Origin of the sequence: Flavobacterium sp. C4GT6, assembly GCF_036347315.1 — a bacterium.
In the GTDB taxonomy this organism is placed as follows: domain Bacteria; phylum Bacteroidota; class Bacteroidia; order Flavobacteriales; family Flavobacteriaceae; genus Flavobacterium.
In genome coordinates this window covers 96394-112035 of the sequence record NZ_JAZGZU010000007.1, presented here as the reverse complement: position 1 = coordinate 112035, position 15642 = coordinate 96394, and the positions used below count along the sequence as shown (strand labels likewise).

Annotated in this window: 14 protein-coding genes; 7 read left to right on the top strand and 7 right to left on the bottom strand. The window is 38.2% G+C overall.

Going from position 1 to position 15642, the window contains the following annotated elements:
• Window positions 1-29: 29 nt before the first annotated feature.
• The 3 genes from V3Z67_RS10375 to V3Z67_RS10365 form a co-directional block, all read right to left on the bottom strand.
• Window positions 30-1418 (bottom strand): OmpA family protein, encoded by a 1389-nt coding sequence (locus tag V3Z67_RS10375; RefSeq protein ID WP_330443237.1) that lies wholly within the window; start codon window positions 1416-1418, stop codon window positions 30-32.
• Window positions 1419-1528: 110 nt separating this feature from the next.
• Window positions 1529-2722 carry a glycine C-acetyltransferase gene (kbl, locus tag V3Z67_RS10370; RefSeq protein ID WP_330443236.1) on the bottom strand — a complete coding sequence of 398 codons (1194 nt, stop codon included), beginning with the start codon at window positions 2720-2722 and terminating at the stop codon, window positions 1529-1531.
• 38 nt (window positions 2723-2760) lie between these two features.
• Window positions 2761-5913 carry a UvrD-helicase domain-containing protein gene (locus V3Z67_RS10365; protein WP_330443235.1) on the bottom strand — a complete coding sequence of 1051 codons (3153 nt, stop codon included), beginning with the start codon at window positions 5911-5913 and terminating at the stop codon, window positions 2761-2763.
• 122 nt (window positions 5914-6035) lie between these two features.
• Between V3Z67_RS10365 and V3Z67_RS10360 the strand changes: the two genes are divergently transcribed.
• Window positions 6036-6644: a superoxide dismutase gene (locus V3Z67_RS10360; RefSeq protein ID WP_035133274.1), complete on the top strand. Its 609-nt coding sequence runs from the start codon at window positions 6036-6038 to the stop codon at window positions 6642-6644.
• 310 nt (window positions 6645-6954) lie between these two features.
• On the opposite strand, the gene V3Z67_RS10355 is transcribed toward V3Z67_RS10360, so the two are convergent.
• Window positions 6955-8853, bottom strand: a complete 1899-nt coding sequence (locus tag V3Z67_RS10355; protein ID WP_330443234.1) for an amidophosphoribosyltransferase — start codon at window positions 8851-8853, stop codon at window positions 6955-6957.
• 57 nt (window positions 8854-8910) lie between these two features.
• On the bottom strand, window positions 8911-9855 hold the full coding sequence (locus tag V3Z67_RS10350; RefSeq protein WP_330443233.1) for a PfkB family carbohydrate kinase: 945 nt from the start codon (window positions 9853-9855) through the stop codon (window positions 8911-8913).
• A 202-nt stretch (window positions 9856-10057) separates the two neighbouring features.
• Between V3Z67_RS10350 and V3Z67_RS10345 the strand changes: the two genes are divergently transcribed.
• Both V3Z67_RS10345 and V3Z67_RS10340 read left to right on the top strand, forming a co-directional pair.
• Window positions 10058-10564, top strand: coding sequence for a VOC family protein (locus V3Z67_RS10345; protein WP_330443232.1), 507 nt, complete (start codon window positions 10058-10060; stop codon window positions 10562-10564).
• A gap of 394 nt (window positions 10565-10958) precedes the next feature.
• The gene (locus V3Z67_RS10340; RefSeq protein WP_330443231.1) at window positions 10959-11351 is read left to right on the top strand and encodes a hypothetical protein; all 393 of its coding nucleotides are present in this window, start codon (window positions 10959-10961) and stop codon (window positions 11349-11351) included.
• On the opposite strand, the gene rnhA is transcribed toward V3Z67_RS10340, so the two are convergent.
• Entirely contained in the window at window positions 11321-11800 is a 480-nt protein-coding gene (gene rnhA / locus V3Z67_RS10335) for a ribonuclease HI (RefSeq protein WP_330443230.1), read from the bottom strand. The two genes, V3Z67_RS10340 and rnhA, sit on opposite strands and share 31 nt — an antisense overlap.
• A gap of 59 nt (window positions 11801-11859) precedes the next feature.
• Window positions 11860-12423, bottom strand: coding sequence for a phosphoribosylglycinamide formyltransferase (gene purN / locus V3Z67_RS10330; protein WP_330443229.1), 564 nt, complete (start codon window positions 12421-12423; stop codon window positions 11860-11862).
• A gap of 180 nt (window positions 12424-12603) precedes the next feature.
• On the opposite strand from purN, the gene V3Z67_RS10325 reads away from it, so the two are divergent.
• The 4 genes from V3Z67_RS10325 to V3Z67_RS10310 all read left to right on the top strand — a co-directional run bounded on the left by V3Z67_RS10325 (window position 12604) and on the right by V3Z67_RS10310 (window position 15640).
• On the top strand, window positions 12604-12840 hold the full coding sequence (locus V3Z67_RS10325; RefSeq protein WP_019037482.1) for an acyl carrier protein: 237 nt from the start codon (window positions 12604-12606) through the stop codon (window positions 12838-12840).
• A 193-nt stretch (window positions 12841-13033) separates the two neighbouring features.
• Window positions 13034-14287 (top strand): beta-ketoacyl-ACP synthase II, encoded by a 1254-nt coding sequence (gene fabF, locus V3Z67_RS10320; RefSeq protein WP_330443228.1) that lies wholly within the window; start codon window positions 13034-13036, stop codon window positions 14285-14287.
• Window positions 14288-14297: 10 nt separating this feature from the next.
• Entirely contained in the window at window positions 14298-15038 is a 741-nt protein-coding gene (rnc, locus tag V3Z67_RS10315; protein ID WP_330443227.1) for a ribonuclease III, read from the top strand.
• A 116-nt stretch (window positions 15039-15154) separates the two neighbouring features.
• Window positions 15155-15640 carry an IPExxxVDY family protein gene (locus tag V3Z67_RS10310; RefSeq protein ID WP_035133254.1) on the top strand — a complete coding sequence of 162 codons (486 nt, stop codon included), beginning with the start codon at window positions 15155-15157 and terminating at the stop codon, window positions 15638-15640.
• The last annotated feature ends 2 nt before the right edge of the window (window positions 15641-15642 follow it).

Here is a 15642-nt window from a genome sequence, read left to right as displayed (position 1 = left end):
GGCGTTTTAATTTATTTTAGAGGGTTAACTTAATCTTTGATAAGTTTAACTTCAACCCTTCTGTTTTGTGCTTTACCAGCTCTCGTTTTGTTAGAAGCGATTGGTCTTGTTTCACCAAAACCTACTGCTCTTAACCTGTCGGTAGCAATACCGTGCTCAACAAGATAAGTTTTAACAGCCTGAGCTCTGTTTTCAGATAGTGTTTGGTTAAGCTCGTTGCTACCATCGCTATCTGTGTGACCTTCCAGGCTAAATTTAGCGTGAGGGTACTCTTTTAAGATTTCTTTCATGTTCTCAAGTACTTCATAAGTCTCTTCTTTGAAAGAAGCTTTACCACTATTGAACAGTATAGTTCTTGCATAGTCGTTAAGTTGTTTCATAACTTCTTCAGTAACTTCAGGACATCCGCGGTTAGCAGCAGTACCTTTAACTTCAGGACACATATCGTCTTTGTCTAGTACACCGTCACCGTCTGAATCCGGCCATGGGCAACCACCATTTTCTTTTGGTCCTGCCTCATTTGGACATTTATCATCTTTATCAGCGATACCGTCACTATCAGCATCAGGGCATCCCTGTAGTGATTTAACACCTGCTACATCCGGACAAGCATCATTTTTATTAGGGATACCGTCACCATCTGTATCAGGACATCCGTTAAACTCAGCAGTACCTGCTTCTGTTGGACAGTCATCATCTTTATCAGGAATACCGTCACCGTCACTATCAGGACATCCCTGGAATTCTTTTAGACCAGGCTCGTTAGGACATAAATCGTCTTTATCGTAGATACCATCCTTATCTGTATCTTTTCCTCCAAATTTGAAAGTAAGACCCGCCATGTGCTGGAAGTGAGAAGGAAGTTCCATTCTGCTATCAGCAAATGATTTTTTGTAACCAGACTGAAGTGTTAAAGCTACGTTTTCAGTAAACCAGAAGTTAAACTGAGCACCAAAGTTAAATGTAGCATCACCATTATCATCCATCCAGGTGTAACCTCCACCTACATAAAGTGCTGGATCAAACCATTTTGAACCGATAATGTTCATGAAGCTGTATTTAACAGAGGCATCAAGACCATAGTAACTTACGTCACCCGGATTAATTACAGTACGCTCTCCTGCTTCTTTAACGACAAGCTTGTCGATTTTGTTAACCGATCCTGTTAAACCAACCGAAAGGTTTTGCCCAACATAACGGGAAACGTTTAAATAAGAAACTGAAGGAATGATATTCCAGTGATCCTTAGCATTAAAGAACTCACTAAATCTATCACCAAAATCATCAGCTGTACTTGTCCTGGTATCAACTGCATTGACACCAAAAGAAACAGCCCATGGGTTGTTTTCGTCCTGCGCGTGAGCATTTAAGCCCACTGCCATGCATGCAGCAACGATTAATTTGTTAAGATGTTTCATACTTTTTTATTTTAATTACAAATAGGTTATAGTAGACAAATTTAGCGTGTTACAAAATAACAACAAAACTATTTAATACAAATTATCCTACTTAAAACCTGAAAATGTAGTTAAATTATCGTTAATTCTCTCCCTACTTCAGTAAAAGCAGCGATTGCCTTATCCAAATGTTCTTTTGTATGAGCAGCAGAAAGTTGCACTCTTATCCTAGCTTTATCTTTAGGAACAACCGGGTAAAAGAATCCTATAACATAGATTCCTTTTTCAAGGAGCTTATCGGCCATTTCCTGAGAAAGCTTCGCATCATATAACATTACAGGAACAATAGCAGAATCTCCGTCTATAATATCAAAACCAGCCTTTTTCATTCCGGCTTTAAAATAGTTGGTATTCCATTCTAACTGATCTCTTAATTCAGTACTCTCACTCAAAAGTTCAAAAACTTTAATTGAAGCTCCAACAATTGAAGGTGCCAGTGAATTAGAGAAAAGGTATGGTCTTGAACGTTGTCTCAGTATCTCTATAACCTCTTTTTTAGCTGTAGTATAACCACCCATAGCACCACCTAAAGCCTTACCAAGAGTACCGGTTATAATATCTACCCTACCCATTACATTTTTAGCCTCAAGCGTACCTTTACCGGTAGCACCTATAAAACCTGCAGCATGACACTCATCTACCATTACCATAGCATCATACTTATCGGCAAGGTCACAAATCTTATCAAGTGGAGCAACTAAACCATCCATAGAGAAAACACCATCGGTAACGATTAGCTTAAATCTTCTTCCGTCTTCGTTAGCTTTTATAAGTTGCTTTTCAAGCTCTTCCATGTTGTTATTCTCATAACGGTAACGTCCTGCTTTACAAAGACGAACACCATCTATAATAGAAGCATGATTAAGACTGTCTGATATTATTGCATCTTCCTCTCCTAAAAGCGGCTCAAAAACACCACCGTTAGCATCAAAAGCTGCTGCATAAAGAATAGTATCTTCAGTACCGTAAAAATCAGCTATTTTTTGCTCCAGTGTTTTATGTATATCCTGTGTACCACAAATAAAACGAACTGATGACATACCGAAACCGTGAGTATCTAGCGCATCTTTTGCCGCTTTGATTACCTCTGGGTGAGATGAAAGCCCAAGGTAGTTGTTAGCACAAAAGTTAAGCACCTTTTGTCCTGAGTCAAGGGTAATTTCTGCTCCCTGAGGAGAAGCGATAATACGTTCTTTTTTATATAATCCGTTTTCTTTGATAGCATCAAGCTCCTGCTCTAAATAATTCTTGATTTTTCCGTACATAGTTTATCAGTTTAATATTTTTATGATGTAAATCAACTCTAATTTTGCGACAAATGTACCACATTTATGGTTTCTCCTATATAGACTAATGCTTTTTTAGCAACTTCAAATCCCATTTCCTGCAGTGCCATTTCATATTCGGCCAGCTGCTTTTCATATTTGGGCTGATGTGCCCCCGTTTTATAATCCAGCAACCACGCCTTATTTCCTTTAACAGCCACCCTGTCGGGTTTAATATTTTGTATATTTCTCCTTATTATATTCTGTTCATTGAATACTGTAACGCCTTCGGCAAAAAAGACTTTTAATTCCTCATGATTTACTACTGACTCCAGGCTTTGCTTAATTTCCTGCTCCTGAGCAGACGTTACTAAACCGGTCTCTATTGCCTTAATAACAGCAAGATCAATATCTGAAGCTGTCTCAATGAACGACAGTATTTCGTGCATTACATTACCAAACTCAATTGCCATTAACTGGTTAGTACCCCACATTAATGATTCGCGCTGTGCAATTTTAACCCCACGCGGACTAAACCTTTCCCCAACTACCTTAATAGTTTCCTGATGTGAAATATACTCCTCACTATCAGAAATCTTAACAGGGCTACCAAACTCATACTCCAAAACCGTATCATTATACAGTCCTTTTTGCATAAGATACTTTATAAAATAAGACGACATATTATTGGTAAGCTCTCCTTTTGAGGTAAAGTTCTTCCCCGAAACTATATACAGTTGCTCCTCAGCACGGGTAAGTGCCACATACAGTATATTAATGTTATCCAGTAATTCTTCCTGCGATTTTATGTGGTATAATTGTGAGGCTTTTTCGCCATATTCGGCTACTTCTTTTTTACTGTCAATAAGTGCTTTTTGAAAACCAAGCGTTTCATCATCTAGCTCCAACCACATTTTACTGCGGGGAGATTTAGCATAATCCTCTTCGGCAAAAGGAAAAATCACAACCGGAAACTCCAGTCCTTTTGATTTATGTATGGTCATTATACGTACAGCATCATTTCCTTCGGGAGACGGGATACTGAATTTCGACCCGTTATTATCCCAGTACTCCAGAAAATCGGATATACCCGACTGGCTCCTTACATCTTTTTCCAATACAAGATCAAGAAAATACTGCACGTACGACTGGTTGCTCTTATCTTTTATAAAAGCATCTATTATGCTTTCTACCGCCTCATACAGGGAACGCTTTCTGCAATTCCTAAAGGAGATATGTATACCATGCTCTCCCAGCCAGGCTTCCAGCTGCTCCTCATTAGGCTGTTCCATACCTTCGCTAATGAAATCGTGGGTTTTCTCTCCCATATTCTGACTGGTAGCTGCAAAATATAAAAAGTGTGCTTTGGCCTCCTTATTTGCATTACTTTTTAAATACCTCAACAGGTTAATAATAAGCTTTACCTCTGCCGCGTTCTCAATAAGTAATGTTTCGGAAGAAAGTATTGGGATTTTATTCTCGGTTAAAAAATTAGCCAACAATACCCCTGGTTGTCTCTTGCGGGTAAGTAAAACAATATCCCTGTAAGCAAAACCTTTCTCCCTAACCTTTTGTATGGTTTGGAGCACTGCTTCAAGATACAGTTGGTTTTTATCGGGTGCATCCTCTGCATCATCCTGCTTCTGAACCTCCGGAAGGAAAGAGATGTTTACATACCCCCCCGTTTTGCTGTTAAAGTCCTGCCTGCTGTGATTGGCATATAAATCCTTATAATCAGGATCATCAAATTCGTCCGAGAGCATACCAAACAGTTCGTTATTAAAGTTAATTACCTCGCTGTAACTCCTGTAGTTTTGACCCAGTTCGATAATTTCCTTATCAGGATTAGAAAACGGATTGTATTCCTTACTGAGTTCTATAAACTGTTCGGCCTTACCGCCACGCCAGCGATAAATAGACTGTTTTGGGTCGCCCACTACCATAAGCGAACCTTTTACCCCCATATCTTCAGATGCCAGGGAGTTATCAATAAGCGGAATCAGGTTAAACCACTGCATTTGTGAGGTATCCTGAAACTCATCAATAAAAAAGTGCCTGTATCTTTCTCCTAATCTTTCATAAATAAAAGGTGCAGGCTGGTTTTGAATTTCCTTGTAGATAATAGCATTGAATTCGGATATAGAAAGTACGTTCTGTTCTTTCTGAATACGCTCCAATTCCTGGCTTATGGAATTAAGCAGTGATAATGGCGTGATATTTTTAAGGAAAGCTTCGTAGAAATTCTTTTTCTCATAATTTACATAAGCCCTTTTTAGCATAGCAATCAACTCACCCGAAATATCCTCAATCACTTCCCTGTCTTTCGCAGCCTTATTCACCGCTATATCTTCCGGTTCGTGGTATTTTTTATGGGTAGACTTCAGTTCCCCTTTTTGTATATAGCCAACATGGTTAGGAAATGTACCTCTGGAAAATGATTTTAAGTCAATCCCCTTCTCTTCAAGTAAGACAAAAATAGCATCGGCAGTCTGCCTGCTATCCTCCTCCAGTTGTTCAATATTCTGTTTAAGCTTCTCCTTTATAAAAAGAAATTCTTCTATGGGTTTATCACTAAACTGAGCTACCTCATTACGGTTGTTCTCGTTAATAAGCAGCTTACCTATTTCAAACAACTCGTAGGTAACATCCCAACTCTTATCATTATCCGTCTTATCTACCGAGAAATCCACAAGCAAATTGGTAAGCACATCATTCTCGCCTGCCTTTGCAATAATAGCGTCTACCGCTTCCTGAAGCAGGTTATCGGTTTCGAGTGATACATCAAACGACACCGAAAGATTAAGATCGTGTGCAAAAGCACGTATTACCTTATGCGTAAACCTATCGATGGTAGAGATGTCAAACGAAGCATAATTATGGATTATATGTTTAATTATGGCTTTTGATTTATCTTTAATAGTGGCCAGTGACAATCCGGTTTCTGCCGAAAGTGTTTTCATCAAACCTTCCGCCTTAATATCGGGTTCATCTTTAGAAAATTCAGACAGGTTAGCAATAATCCTGTTTTTCATTTCCTCTACCGCCTTATTGGTAAAAGTAATAGCCAGTATTTTTCTGTAGGCATCGTCGCTCCCTGCCAGCAGAAGTATCTTTAAATACTCTTTTACAAGCATATAGGTTTTCCCCGAGCCCGCAGAAGCGTTGTATATTGAAAAAGCAGCTTTTTTCACTCCGTTTTTTATGAAATTAGGATTTAGTAAGATAAATTATAACAAAATCTTATTTCGTTATAAAGCGTAAAATTTCTAAATTTGGATTAAAATTAATATTAATCTTTAAATTTTGACATATTATGGCTTTTGAATTACCAAAACTTCCGTATGCGTATGATGCGCTGGAGCCACATATTGATGCCCGCACTATGGAAATACACCATACAAAGCACCATAACGCATATACTACCAACCTAAACAACGCCATAGCAGGAACTGACTTAGAAGGTAAAACAATTGAAAATATTTTAATTAACCTGGACCCGGCAAACGGTGCGGTTAGAAATAACGGTGGTGGTTTTTACAACCACAACCTGTTTTGGCAAATACTTTCTCCAAAAGGTGGAGGCCAGCCAACAGGTGAACTTGAAGCTGCTATAGAAAAAGCTTTTGGTTCTTTTGAAGAGTTCAAAGCAAAATTCTCTAAAGCTGCAGCTACACAATTTGGTTCGGGATGGGCTTGGTTATGTGTTCACAAAGGTGGTAAACTTGAAGTTTGCGCTACTCCAAACCAAGACAACCCGCTAATGCCGGAGGTAGGCTGTGGAGGAACTCCAATACTTGGACTTGACGTTTGGGAACATGCTTACTACCTAAACTACCAAAACAGAAGACCAGACTATATTGAGGCTTTCTTTAACGTAGTAAATTGGGAAGAAGTAGCTAGACGTTACGCTAACGAAAAATAAAAGTTATCAAATTGTAAAACACTCTTTGATTCAACAAAAAAAAAGGGAGTTCATTTGAGCTCCCTTTTTTGCTGTAAACAGCAATATATTAAACGATTGAAATGCTTTTTAAAAATAAGAAGGGGAAACGATGTTTCCCCTTCTTTGCCCCCAAAAATACCGTAAAAATTAATTTACTAATGCTATTTTGCTGTAAAACTAAGATTACGATTGATATTTTGCAAGTTTTTCAACGAAAAATCAGGTAAAAAGTTCAAATAATCGACGAAATGCAACTTTTACCCGTGATTAACAAGGCTTTGAAGCCTGATTAATAGGCTCTTGCATCGTTCCCCTCGTAAAAATTAATAAAGGCCCTGTTAACCACACGGTTACCTCCCGGAGTAGGGTATTCACCTGTAAAATACCAGTCCCCTAAATTCTTCGGACATGCCCTATGAAGATTCTCTACACTTTGGTAAATAATCTTAACCTCAGCATCAATCTCATCCGAACTTAGCATCTCAGCTATCTTGTTAGAAATTTCCTCATCTGTAAACGGTGCGTAAAACTCTTTCACATAGTTTATCACCTCGTTATCAGGAAGATTTTCCTGTGCTTTTGATTTCTTGTAAACATCTTCAACAATATGCTCCATACCTCTTTCAATAAGAAGCTCATGAGCCGCCTTAAAGGCAATAAGACCTTCAAGCTTCGCCATATCGATACCATAACAGTCAGGGTACCTGATTTGCGGAGCAGAAGAAACTACAACAATACGCTTAGGGTTTAGCCTGTCCATCATTTTAATGATGCTCTTTTTAAGCGTAGTACCCCTTACAATACTGTCATCAATAATAACCAGGTTATCTCCCGGTTTGATAACACCATAAGTAACATCATAAACGTGAGCCACTAAGTCATCCCTGCTACTGTCTTCAGTAATAAAGGTTCTTAGTTTAGCATCTTTAATAGCTACTTTCTCTGTACGGATTTTAACCGAAAGTAATTCCCTAAGGCTATCTTCTGTTAATGTATCCTTGTTATCAAGTATATAATCGTTCTTTCTTTTGTTAAGGAAGTCCTGTGCCGCCTCAACCATACCGAAGAAAGAAGTCTCTGCGGTATTAGGTATATATGAGAATACTGCATTATCCGTATCGCTTTCAATAGCCTCAAGTACCTGCGGCAATACTAAACGCCCCAGTTGCTTACGCTCTTCATATATCTCGGCATCACTACCTCTTGAGAAATAGATTCTTTCAAACGAACATGCTTTTTTAGGCAATGCAGGGTTGATTTCCTCAATGTTCATGCTACCGTCTTTCTTAACGATTACTGCATGTCCCGGATCTAACTCCTGAACTGCCTCAAACGGAACATTGAAAACGGTTTGGATAACCGGTCTTTCTGAAGCAACTACCACAATCTCGTCATCCTGATAGTAATATGCCGGACGGATACCTGCAGGATCTCTCATCACAAAAGCGTCTCCGTGCCCCATCATACCTGCCATAGCATAACCGCCATCCCATTTTTTAGAAGCGCGCTTAAGTATGTTTGCAATATTTAATCTCTTAGCAATTTCTGCAGAAGCTTCCAGTTTAGTGAAGCCTTCTTTTTTACATTCCTGATATAAATCAATCACCTCTTCATCAAGGAAGTGACCTATTTTTTCCATTACAGTTACCGTATCGGCAAGTTCTTTAGGGTGCTGCCCTAATTCTACAAGGCTATCAAAAAGCTCTTTAACGTTAGTAAGGTTAAAGTTACCGGCAACGATAAGATTGCGGTGCATCCAGCTGTTTTGACGAAGGAAAGGGTGAACGCTCTCTATACTGTTTTTACCAAACGTACCATATCTTACGTGTCCTAAATACACTTCACCTACATAAGGTACATTTTCTTTTTGTAACTGCACATCGTTAGCATATTCAGGATGCGCAATCATCTCCTCATTAATCCTTCCGTTTATCTGAGTAAATATATCCTGTATAGGTTGTTGTTTGTTAGAACGTATCCTGCTTATGTAGCGCTGACCCGGCTTAACATCCATTTTCACACTCGCAAACCCGGCACCATCCTGACCGCGGTTATGCTGTTTTTCCATCAGCAAATACATTTTTTGCACTCCGTAAAAGGCCGTACCGTATTTCTCTTTATAATACTCTAAAGGCTTACGTAATCTTAAAAGTGCTATACCACATTCATGCTTTAAAGCGTCGCTCATAGTTGTGTTATTGTCGTGTTTATTAAAAAAAGCCCCACAATGAGGCCTTAGTATTTTTTACTCTTCTTCGTTTTCTAAATCCAGCGATATATCAAACTGGGTTAATGCCTTAAACTGCTGCAGGCGGTCTATTACCCCTTCCTTAGAAACATTTTCCATTCGTTGGGTACCAAACTGCTCTACGCAAAATGAAGCAAGGGTCGAACCATAAATTATAGCGTTCTTCATATTCTTGAACGACAGGTTTTCGCTTTGTGCTATATAACCTGTAAATCCTCCTGCAAAAGTATCTCCTGCCCCTGTTGGATCAAACACCTCTTCAAGCGGAAGTGCCGGTGCAAAAAACACCTGCTTATCATGAAACAGCAATGCGCCGTGTTCTCCTTTTTTAATCACTACATACTCAGGCCCCATTTCATGGATCTTAGCTGCTGCCTTAACAAGAGAATATTCTCCAGTAAGCTGTCTTGCCTCCTCGTCATTAACGGTAATAACATCTACACGTTTAATAACTTCCTTTAGTTCAGGCAGGGCACAGTCCATCCAAAAGTTCATAGTATCAAGCACTACAAGTTTAGGCGCTTTCTCCATTTGGTCAAGCACGCTAATTTGTACCAGCGGATGCAGGTTACCCAGCATTACCACATCGGCATCTTTGAAGTTTTGAGGAACTTTAGGCTGAAAATCGCCAAGTACGTTTAATTGCGTTTCCAGGGTATCCCTTGAGTTAAGGTCGTTATGGTAACGCCCTTTCCAGAAAAAGGTTTTTCCGCCTTTTACCACCTCAATGGCCGAAACGTCAATTCCCCTGTTTGTAAATAAGTCGATGTGCTCTTGAGGAAAGTCTTCTCCTACTACTGAAACGATGGCCGACTTCACTTTGAAAAAAGAAGACGCTAAGCCAATATAAGTCCCAGCCCCGCCAAGTATCTTATCGGTTTTCCCGAAAGGTGTTTCGATAGCATCAAAAGCAACTGAACCTACAATAAGTAATTTATTCATAAACAGTTTAAAAATGAAGCTGCAAAGATACTCCATAAGTTGGATAACAACAAATTTGTCTATAAATTTCATTTATACCTCTAACAGCTATTTTTTATAGTTTGTCGGAATATACACCATGCTTTGTCTGTTATTCACCCTTTACCCTCAAACCATTACATATAACTTTGTAATATTCTTAAAATCAATCAAATAATATATTATGAAAAATTCTAAAAACTTTGAACCACTTACCATTAATTTATGGTTTAACAGAAATGCCGAAGAAGCCGCTAAATTTTACACCTCGGTATTTAGTGATGGCGAAATACTAAGTACCACACATTATGGCAAAGAAGGACAGGAAATACACGGCATGCCCGAGGGGGCTGTAATGACCGTTGATTTTATTGCACACGGCACCAAATTCGTAGGACTAAACGGCGGACCTTTATTTCAGTTAAACGAATCGGTTTCCTTCATTATTAAATGTGAAGACCAGGAAGAAGTTGATTACTACTGGGAAAAACTTGGTGAAGGCGGAAACCCCGAATCTCAACAGTGTGGCTGGCTTAAAGATCAGTTTGATGTATCGTGGCAGGTTGTCCCAAATATACTCTACAAGTTACTTAGTAACCCCGATAAAACTAAAACAGGTAAAGTGATGAATGCGCTATTACAAATGAAAAAGCTGGACATCGCAAAACTGGAAGAGGCTTTTAATAGTTAAACACTTTTTCAACAGAAACACGAATAATCCGCTACATTAATTTATAGCGGATTTTTTATTTTAGCCAAATCATAAAACCAATTCCATGGTAAAAACCATATCCGCTTTAACCACCTTCATTGTACTGGCTATAATTATTTGTTTAATTAAAGTACTCGACAATCCTGAACTAGCTTTCGGAATTCCTTTATTAAGCTTATTGATTGGTTTTATAATGCGATATCAAAAAACAAACCCTGTAATACAGAAAACGGGGACAGGGATTCTTTACAGTTCTTTAATTTGTTTAATACTATTAGGTGCCATTTTAATATGGCTAAGTTATAATTGGCCAAAATAAAACTACTTACTTTACGACAACAAGAAAAAGAGTAAACAAAATTATTTTTTTAAAATGAACCAAACCCTTATTGACAAATACAAGATTTCGTTTCGTTATAAATTACAATCCTTTAAATCAGGAAAAGCAGAATATTTCCCTGTAGCAGAAACTTCATTACCCCATCTAACAGACTTTTTGCTAACCTGGTCTTCATCAGATGAAATAGAAAAATATTTAATCCCGGAAATAGAAAAAACACGAAACGGGTTTATAAGTGAGTTCGAAACAGGAACAGAAACCACCTCTATGACCATAGGAATCAACACAACAATATTCTACTATGGAAACAAGCCCGAAAAATATCCCCAAATCCCAACTCAAGATTTAACAGATATACTCTTAGAATGGAAAAACTTCTTAGAAAGACCGTTTAATTACAACAACTTCTCCCCTTCAGCCTCATAATAGGCATCAACATTAAGAACAGGTTGTTGTGAAGCCATAACAGCCAACTGATCACAACGTTCGTTTTGAGGGTGATTATTATGCCCCTTTACCCACTGAAAATCAACTTTGTGTTGCCTGTATATTTTAAGAAAGCGTTTCCACAGGTCGGGATTTTTTTTCCCGGCATACCCTTTTTTCTCCCAGCCAAAAACCCAGCCTTTGGTAATGGAATCAATAACATATTTGGAATCGGACACCACAAGTACTGACATCCCCGGGTTTTTAAGTTTTTCCAAACCAACAATAACAGCCAACAGTTCCATTCGATTATTGGTAGTAAGTCGGAAACCTTCATAAAACTCCCTTTTATAACCGGTACCCACCTGTTCCATAACTACACCATAGCCACCCGGCCCGGGATTCCCTTTAGCCGCGCCATCAGTATATATATGTATTTGGTGTGCCATTATTTTAGTGTATTTTGGTTATATGGTGATTTTCATTTGAAAAGAACTTAATTATCAGATTACTTACTCAAAAACTCTTCTATAACCCTTGGGAAGTGTTCGTGTTCCAAAGCAAGTACCCTTGATGCTACTTCCTGCGGAGAAGTACAGTCAGACACTTTTACCTTAGCCTGAAAAATAATATTCCCTTCATCATAATTATCATTCACATAGTGTATGGTAATGCCGCTTTCCTCCTCTTTATTTTCCAAAACCGCAGTATGTACATGTATACCATACATGCCTTTTCCTCCATATTTCGGCAACAGCGCAGGATGTATATTCACTACCTTATCAGGATATTGAGCTATTATATTAGACGGGAATTTCCATAAAAACCCGGCTAAAACAATAACATCAGGATTTAAATTTTGTACGTTTTTCAGCACAAAATCACCATTTAACTCCTCCCTGTTAAACACAAAAACAGGCACATTATAGCTTTTTGCTCTGCTAATTGCACCCGCATTTGGGTTGTTAGTAAACAGTCCAACAACATTAAATTCGTCTTTTTTACCGAAATATTCCATGATTTTTTCGGCGTTAGACCCCCCACCTGAAGCAAAAAGTACTATGTTTTTCATACCTTTTTTAATTTTTTTTCAAAGTGCAAAAAAAAGAATAATAAACTGTAAAATAAAGGCTCTCTGGCAAATTTCTGAAATTAATTTTTTATTTTAGTACTCACATTTTTTTAGTAAAACATGGTTTTAAAATAAAGTTTTTTATTTTTGCCATCAATTTAAATTCTAAAATTAAAGATTATGTCAGACATTGCATCAAGAGTAAAAGCGATTATCGTAGACAAATTAGGTGTTGACGAAAACGAGGTTGTAACAGAGGCTAGCTTCACAAATGATCTAGGAGCAGATTCACTAGACACTGTTGAGCTTATTATGGAGTTTGAAAAAGAATTTGATATTCAGATTCCAGACGATCAGGCTGAGAACATCTCTACTGTTGGTCAGGCTATTTCTTACATAGAAGAAGCAAAAAAATAATAAATAATATACATCCATGTATCTGATGCATGGATGTTCTTATTTATTGTCTTACCAACGTTTGCGTTAAACGCTTTGATAAAATGAACGGGTTATTCCTTTCATAATATATCCTGATGCCCATGTTTTCTTATTATTTTCAATAGAGACGCATGGGTATTGTTCTATAAATTGAAACTATAAAATTTAACTTATGAAATTAAGAAGAGTTGTAGTAACCGGCTTAGGCGCCCTTACACCTATAGGAAACAACGTTGAGGAGTACTGGAACAGCCTTATCAACGGAGTTAGCGGTGCTGCCCCTATTACATATTTTGATACGACTAACTTCAAAACAAAATTTGCCTGCGAAGTAAAAAATTTCAAGGTAGAAGATTTTATAGACAGAAAAGAAGCAAGAAAAATGGACCGTTACGCACAGTACGCCATTGTTTCTAGCGATGAGGCTGTAAAAGATGCCAATTTTGATTTTGATAAACTGGATAAAGACAGAGTAGGTGTAATTTGGGGTTCAGGTATTGGAGGTCTTGAGACTTTCCAGGAAGAAGTAATGAATTTTGCTGCCGGTAACGGTACTCCAAAATTCAACCCATTCTTTATTCCTAAAATGATAGCTGATATTGCAGGTGGTCACATTTCTATGAAATATGGCTTTAGAGGACCTAACTTCACAACGGTTTCTGCCTGTGCATCATCAACAAATGCTTTAATAGACGCTTTTAACTACATTCGTTTAGGCCATGCCGATGCTATGGTTACCGGAGGTAGTGAAGCTGCCGTTACCATTGCTGGTATGGGTGGTTTTAACGCAATGCACGCACTTTCTACAAGAAACGACGATCCACAAACAGCGTCAAGACCAATGGACAAAGACCGTGACGGTTTTGTACTTGGTGAAGGTGCAGGTTCGCTTGTTATCGAAGAGTATGAGCATGCCATTGCAAGGGGCGCTACTATTTACTGCGAAATTGGCGGAGGCGGTATGAGTGCCGACGCTCACCACATTACTGCTCCACACCCAGAAGGGCTTGGTGCTAAAAATGTTATGCTTAACTGTTTAAGGGATGCAGGTTTACAACCATCAGATGTTGATGCTGTTAATATGCACGGTACATCTACTCCGCTTGGGGATATTGCCGAGTCTAAAGCCATACTTGAAGTATTTGGCGAGCACGCATACAACCTTAACCTTAACTCAACAAAGTCCATGACAGGTCACCTTCTTGGTGCTGCCGGGGCTATAGAGGCAATCGCTTCAATACTTTCAATAAAGCACGGAATTGTTCCTCCAACCATCAACCATTTCACTGATGACGAGAACATAGACCCAAAACTAAACTTCACTTTCAACAAAGCTCAGAAAAGAGACGTAAAGGTTGCTATAAGTAACACGTTTGGTTTTGGTGGCCACAACGCGTGCGTATTGGTTAAAAAACTGGAATTATAATTATCCTTTAATGGGCATTATAAAGAAAATATTCAATAAATCCCGCTCTCCTGAAGACGGGATTTTTTTTGAAGAAATGAGAAAAATACTGGGATTTAACCCGGTAGATCTATCACATTACCGAAAAGGGTTTACACACCGCTCTTCAAACAAAACAGATGAAAATGGCAACCCTATAAACTACGAACGTCTTGAGTTTCTGGGAGACGCCATGCTGGGGTCTGTAATTGCAGCACACCTGTTTAAAGAGGTACCTACCGGAGACGAAGGCTACCTCACCAAAATGCGCTCTAAAATTGTAAGCCGTGAACACTTAAACGAGCTTGGGCGTGACCTAAACCTTATAAAATGGGTTGAAAGTAAAGTATCTGCACAACACTTTGGCGAAAACATACACGGCAACCTTTTTGAAGCCTTTGTAGGAGCTATTTACCTTGACAGAGGTTTTACTTACTGCGAAAAATTCATCAACAAAAAGGTAATTGTACCTTATGTAGATATCCCTAAACTTGAGGGCAAGGTTATTAGCTACAAAAGCCTTGTTATTGAGTGGTGCCAAAAAGAAAAAAAACAGTTTCACTACGATGTTTTTGAAGACAACGGCAATGAAGATGTTAAGCATTTTGGCGTGCGTTTAAAAATAGACGGAAAAATTGTAGCCAAAGCCAGAGCAACTTCAAAAAAGAAAGCCGAAGAAAAAGCATCGCAAAGAGCCTATTTTGCATTTCAGGAAAAAATTAACAAAAAATAAATGAATTCAACAGCAAACTATAACGTTTTCGTTGATAAATTACCGTTAACTTAATTTTAAGACTATTTTTTGTAAGTTATAAGTAGTATATTTACGCCTTATTATTCAGAATAATAATGGCTATTCACAAACTGCTGATTGATGACTTCGTTACAATCGATTATGAATTAATCGCCATACACTCTTCTCTGGAAGACTACAGGCTGGCATATTTCATTAATCGTGAACTGTCAATTCTCCTTGAAAAAAGCCCAAAAGATATAGAGATCAAGGTTAAAGAAGGTGAAAGCTGTTTTTCAAGGTTCATTTATGAAGATGAGGATAAAGAGATAACCTGGAACCTTCTGGAAAACAAAAACACCATAGTGAGCAAACAGCAGGAAAGCATTTCACTGTTTGATGCCGCAGGGTTTGACGTGAGCACTAATGTCTTCCTCTTACCGGAATTCAAAAAAGTGGATTACATTATAAAAATAGAGAATATTTGTGGGAATTTTGCGATAGAGGAGCTTGTGGAAAAGCTGCTCAAAATACGTCAGGTTACTACCGCTTATAAAATTGACCACCAAAAACTAAAATCGAAAAACAATTTAATTTTTTAAGA

What these genes read in the sequence shown, in the direction of transcription:
- V3Z67_RS10375 (WP_330443237.1), bottom strand. Translation starts at nt 1,418, where the DNA reads ATGAAACATCTTAACAAATTAATCGTTGCTGCATGCATGGCAGTGGGC.
- kbl (WP_330443236.1), bottom strand. Translation starts at nt 2,722, where the DNA reads ATGTACGGAAAAATCAAGAATTATTTAGAGCAGGAGCTTGATGCTATC.
- V3Z67_RS10360 (WP_035133274.1), top strand. Translation starts at nt 6,036, where the DNA reads ATGGCTTTTGAATTACCAAAACTTCCGTATGCGTATGATGCGCTGGAG.
- V3Z67_RS10355 (WP_330443234.1), bottom strand. Translation starts at nt 8,853, where the DNA reads ATGAGCGACGCTTTAAAGCATGAATGTGGTATAGCACTTTTAAGATTA.
- V3Z67_RS10350 (WP_330443233.1), bottom strand. Translation starts at nt 9,855, where the DNA reads ATGAATAAATTACTTATTGTAGGTTCAGTTGCTTTTGATGCTATCGAA.
- V3Z67_RS10345 (WP_330443232.1), top strand. Translation starts at nt 10,058, where the DNA reads ATGAAAAATTCTAAAAACTTTGAACCACTTACCATTAATTTATGGTTT.
- V3Z67_RS10340 (WP_330443231.1), top strand. Translation starts at nt 10,959, where the DNA reads ATGAACCAAACCCTTATTGACAAATACAAGATTTCGTTTCGTTATAAA.
- rnhA (WP_330443230.1), bottom strand. Translation starts at nt 11,800, where the DNA reads ATGGCACACCAAATACATATATATACTGATGGCGCGGCTAAAGGGAAT.
- purN (WP_330443229.1), bottom strand. Translation starts at nt 12,423, where the DNA reads ATGAAAAACATAGTACTTTTTGCTTCAGGTGGGGGGTCTAACGCCGAA.
- V3Z67_RS10325 (WP_019037482.1), top strand. Translation starts at nt 12,604, where the DNA reads ATGTCAGACATTGCATCAAGAGTAAAAGCGATTATCGTAGACAAATTA.
- fabF (WP_330443228.1), top strand. Translation starts at nt 13,034, where the DNA reads ATGAAATTAAGAAGAGTTGTAGTAACCGGCTTAGGCGCCCTTACACCT.
- rnc (WP_330443227.1), top strand. Translation starts at nt 14,298, where the DNA reads ATGGGCATTATAAAGAAAATATTCAATAAATCCCGCTCTCCTGAAGAC.
- V3Z67_RS10310 (WP_035133254.1), top strand. Translation starts at nt 15,155, where the DNA reads ATGGCTATTCACAAACTGCTGATTGATGACTTCGTTACAATCGATTAT.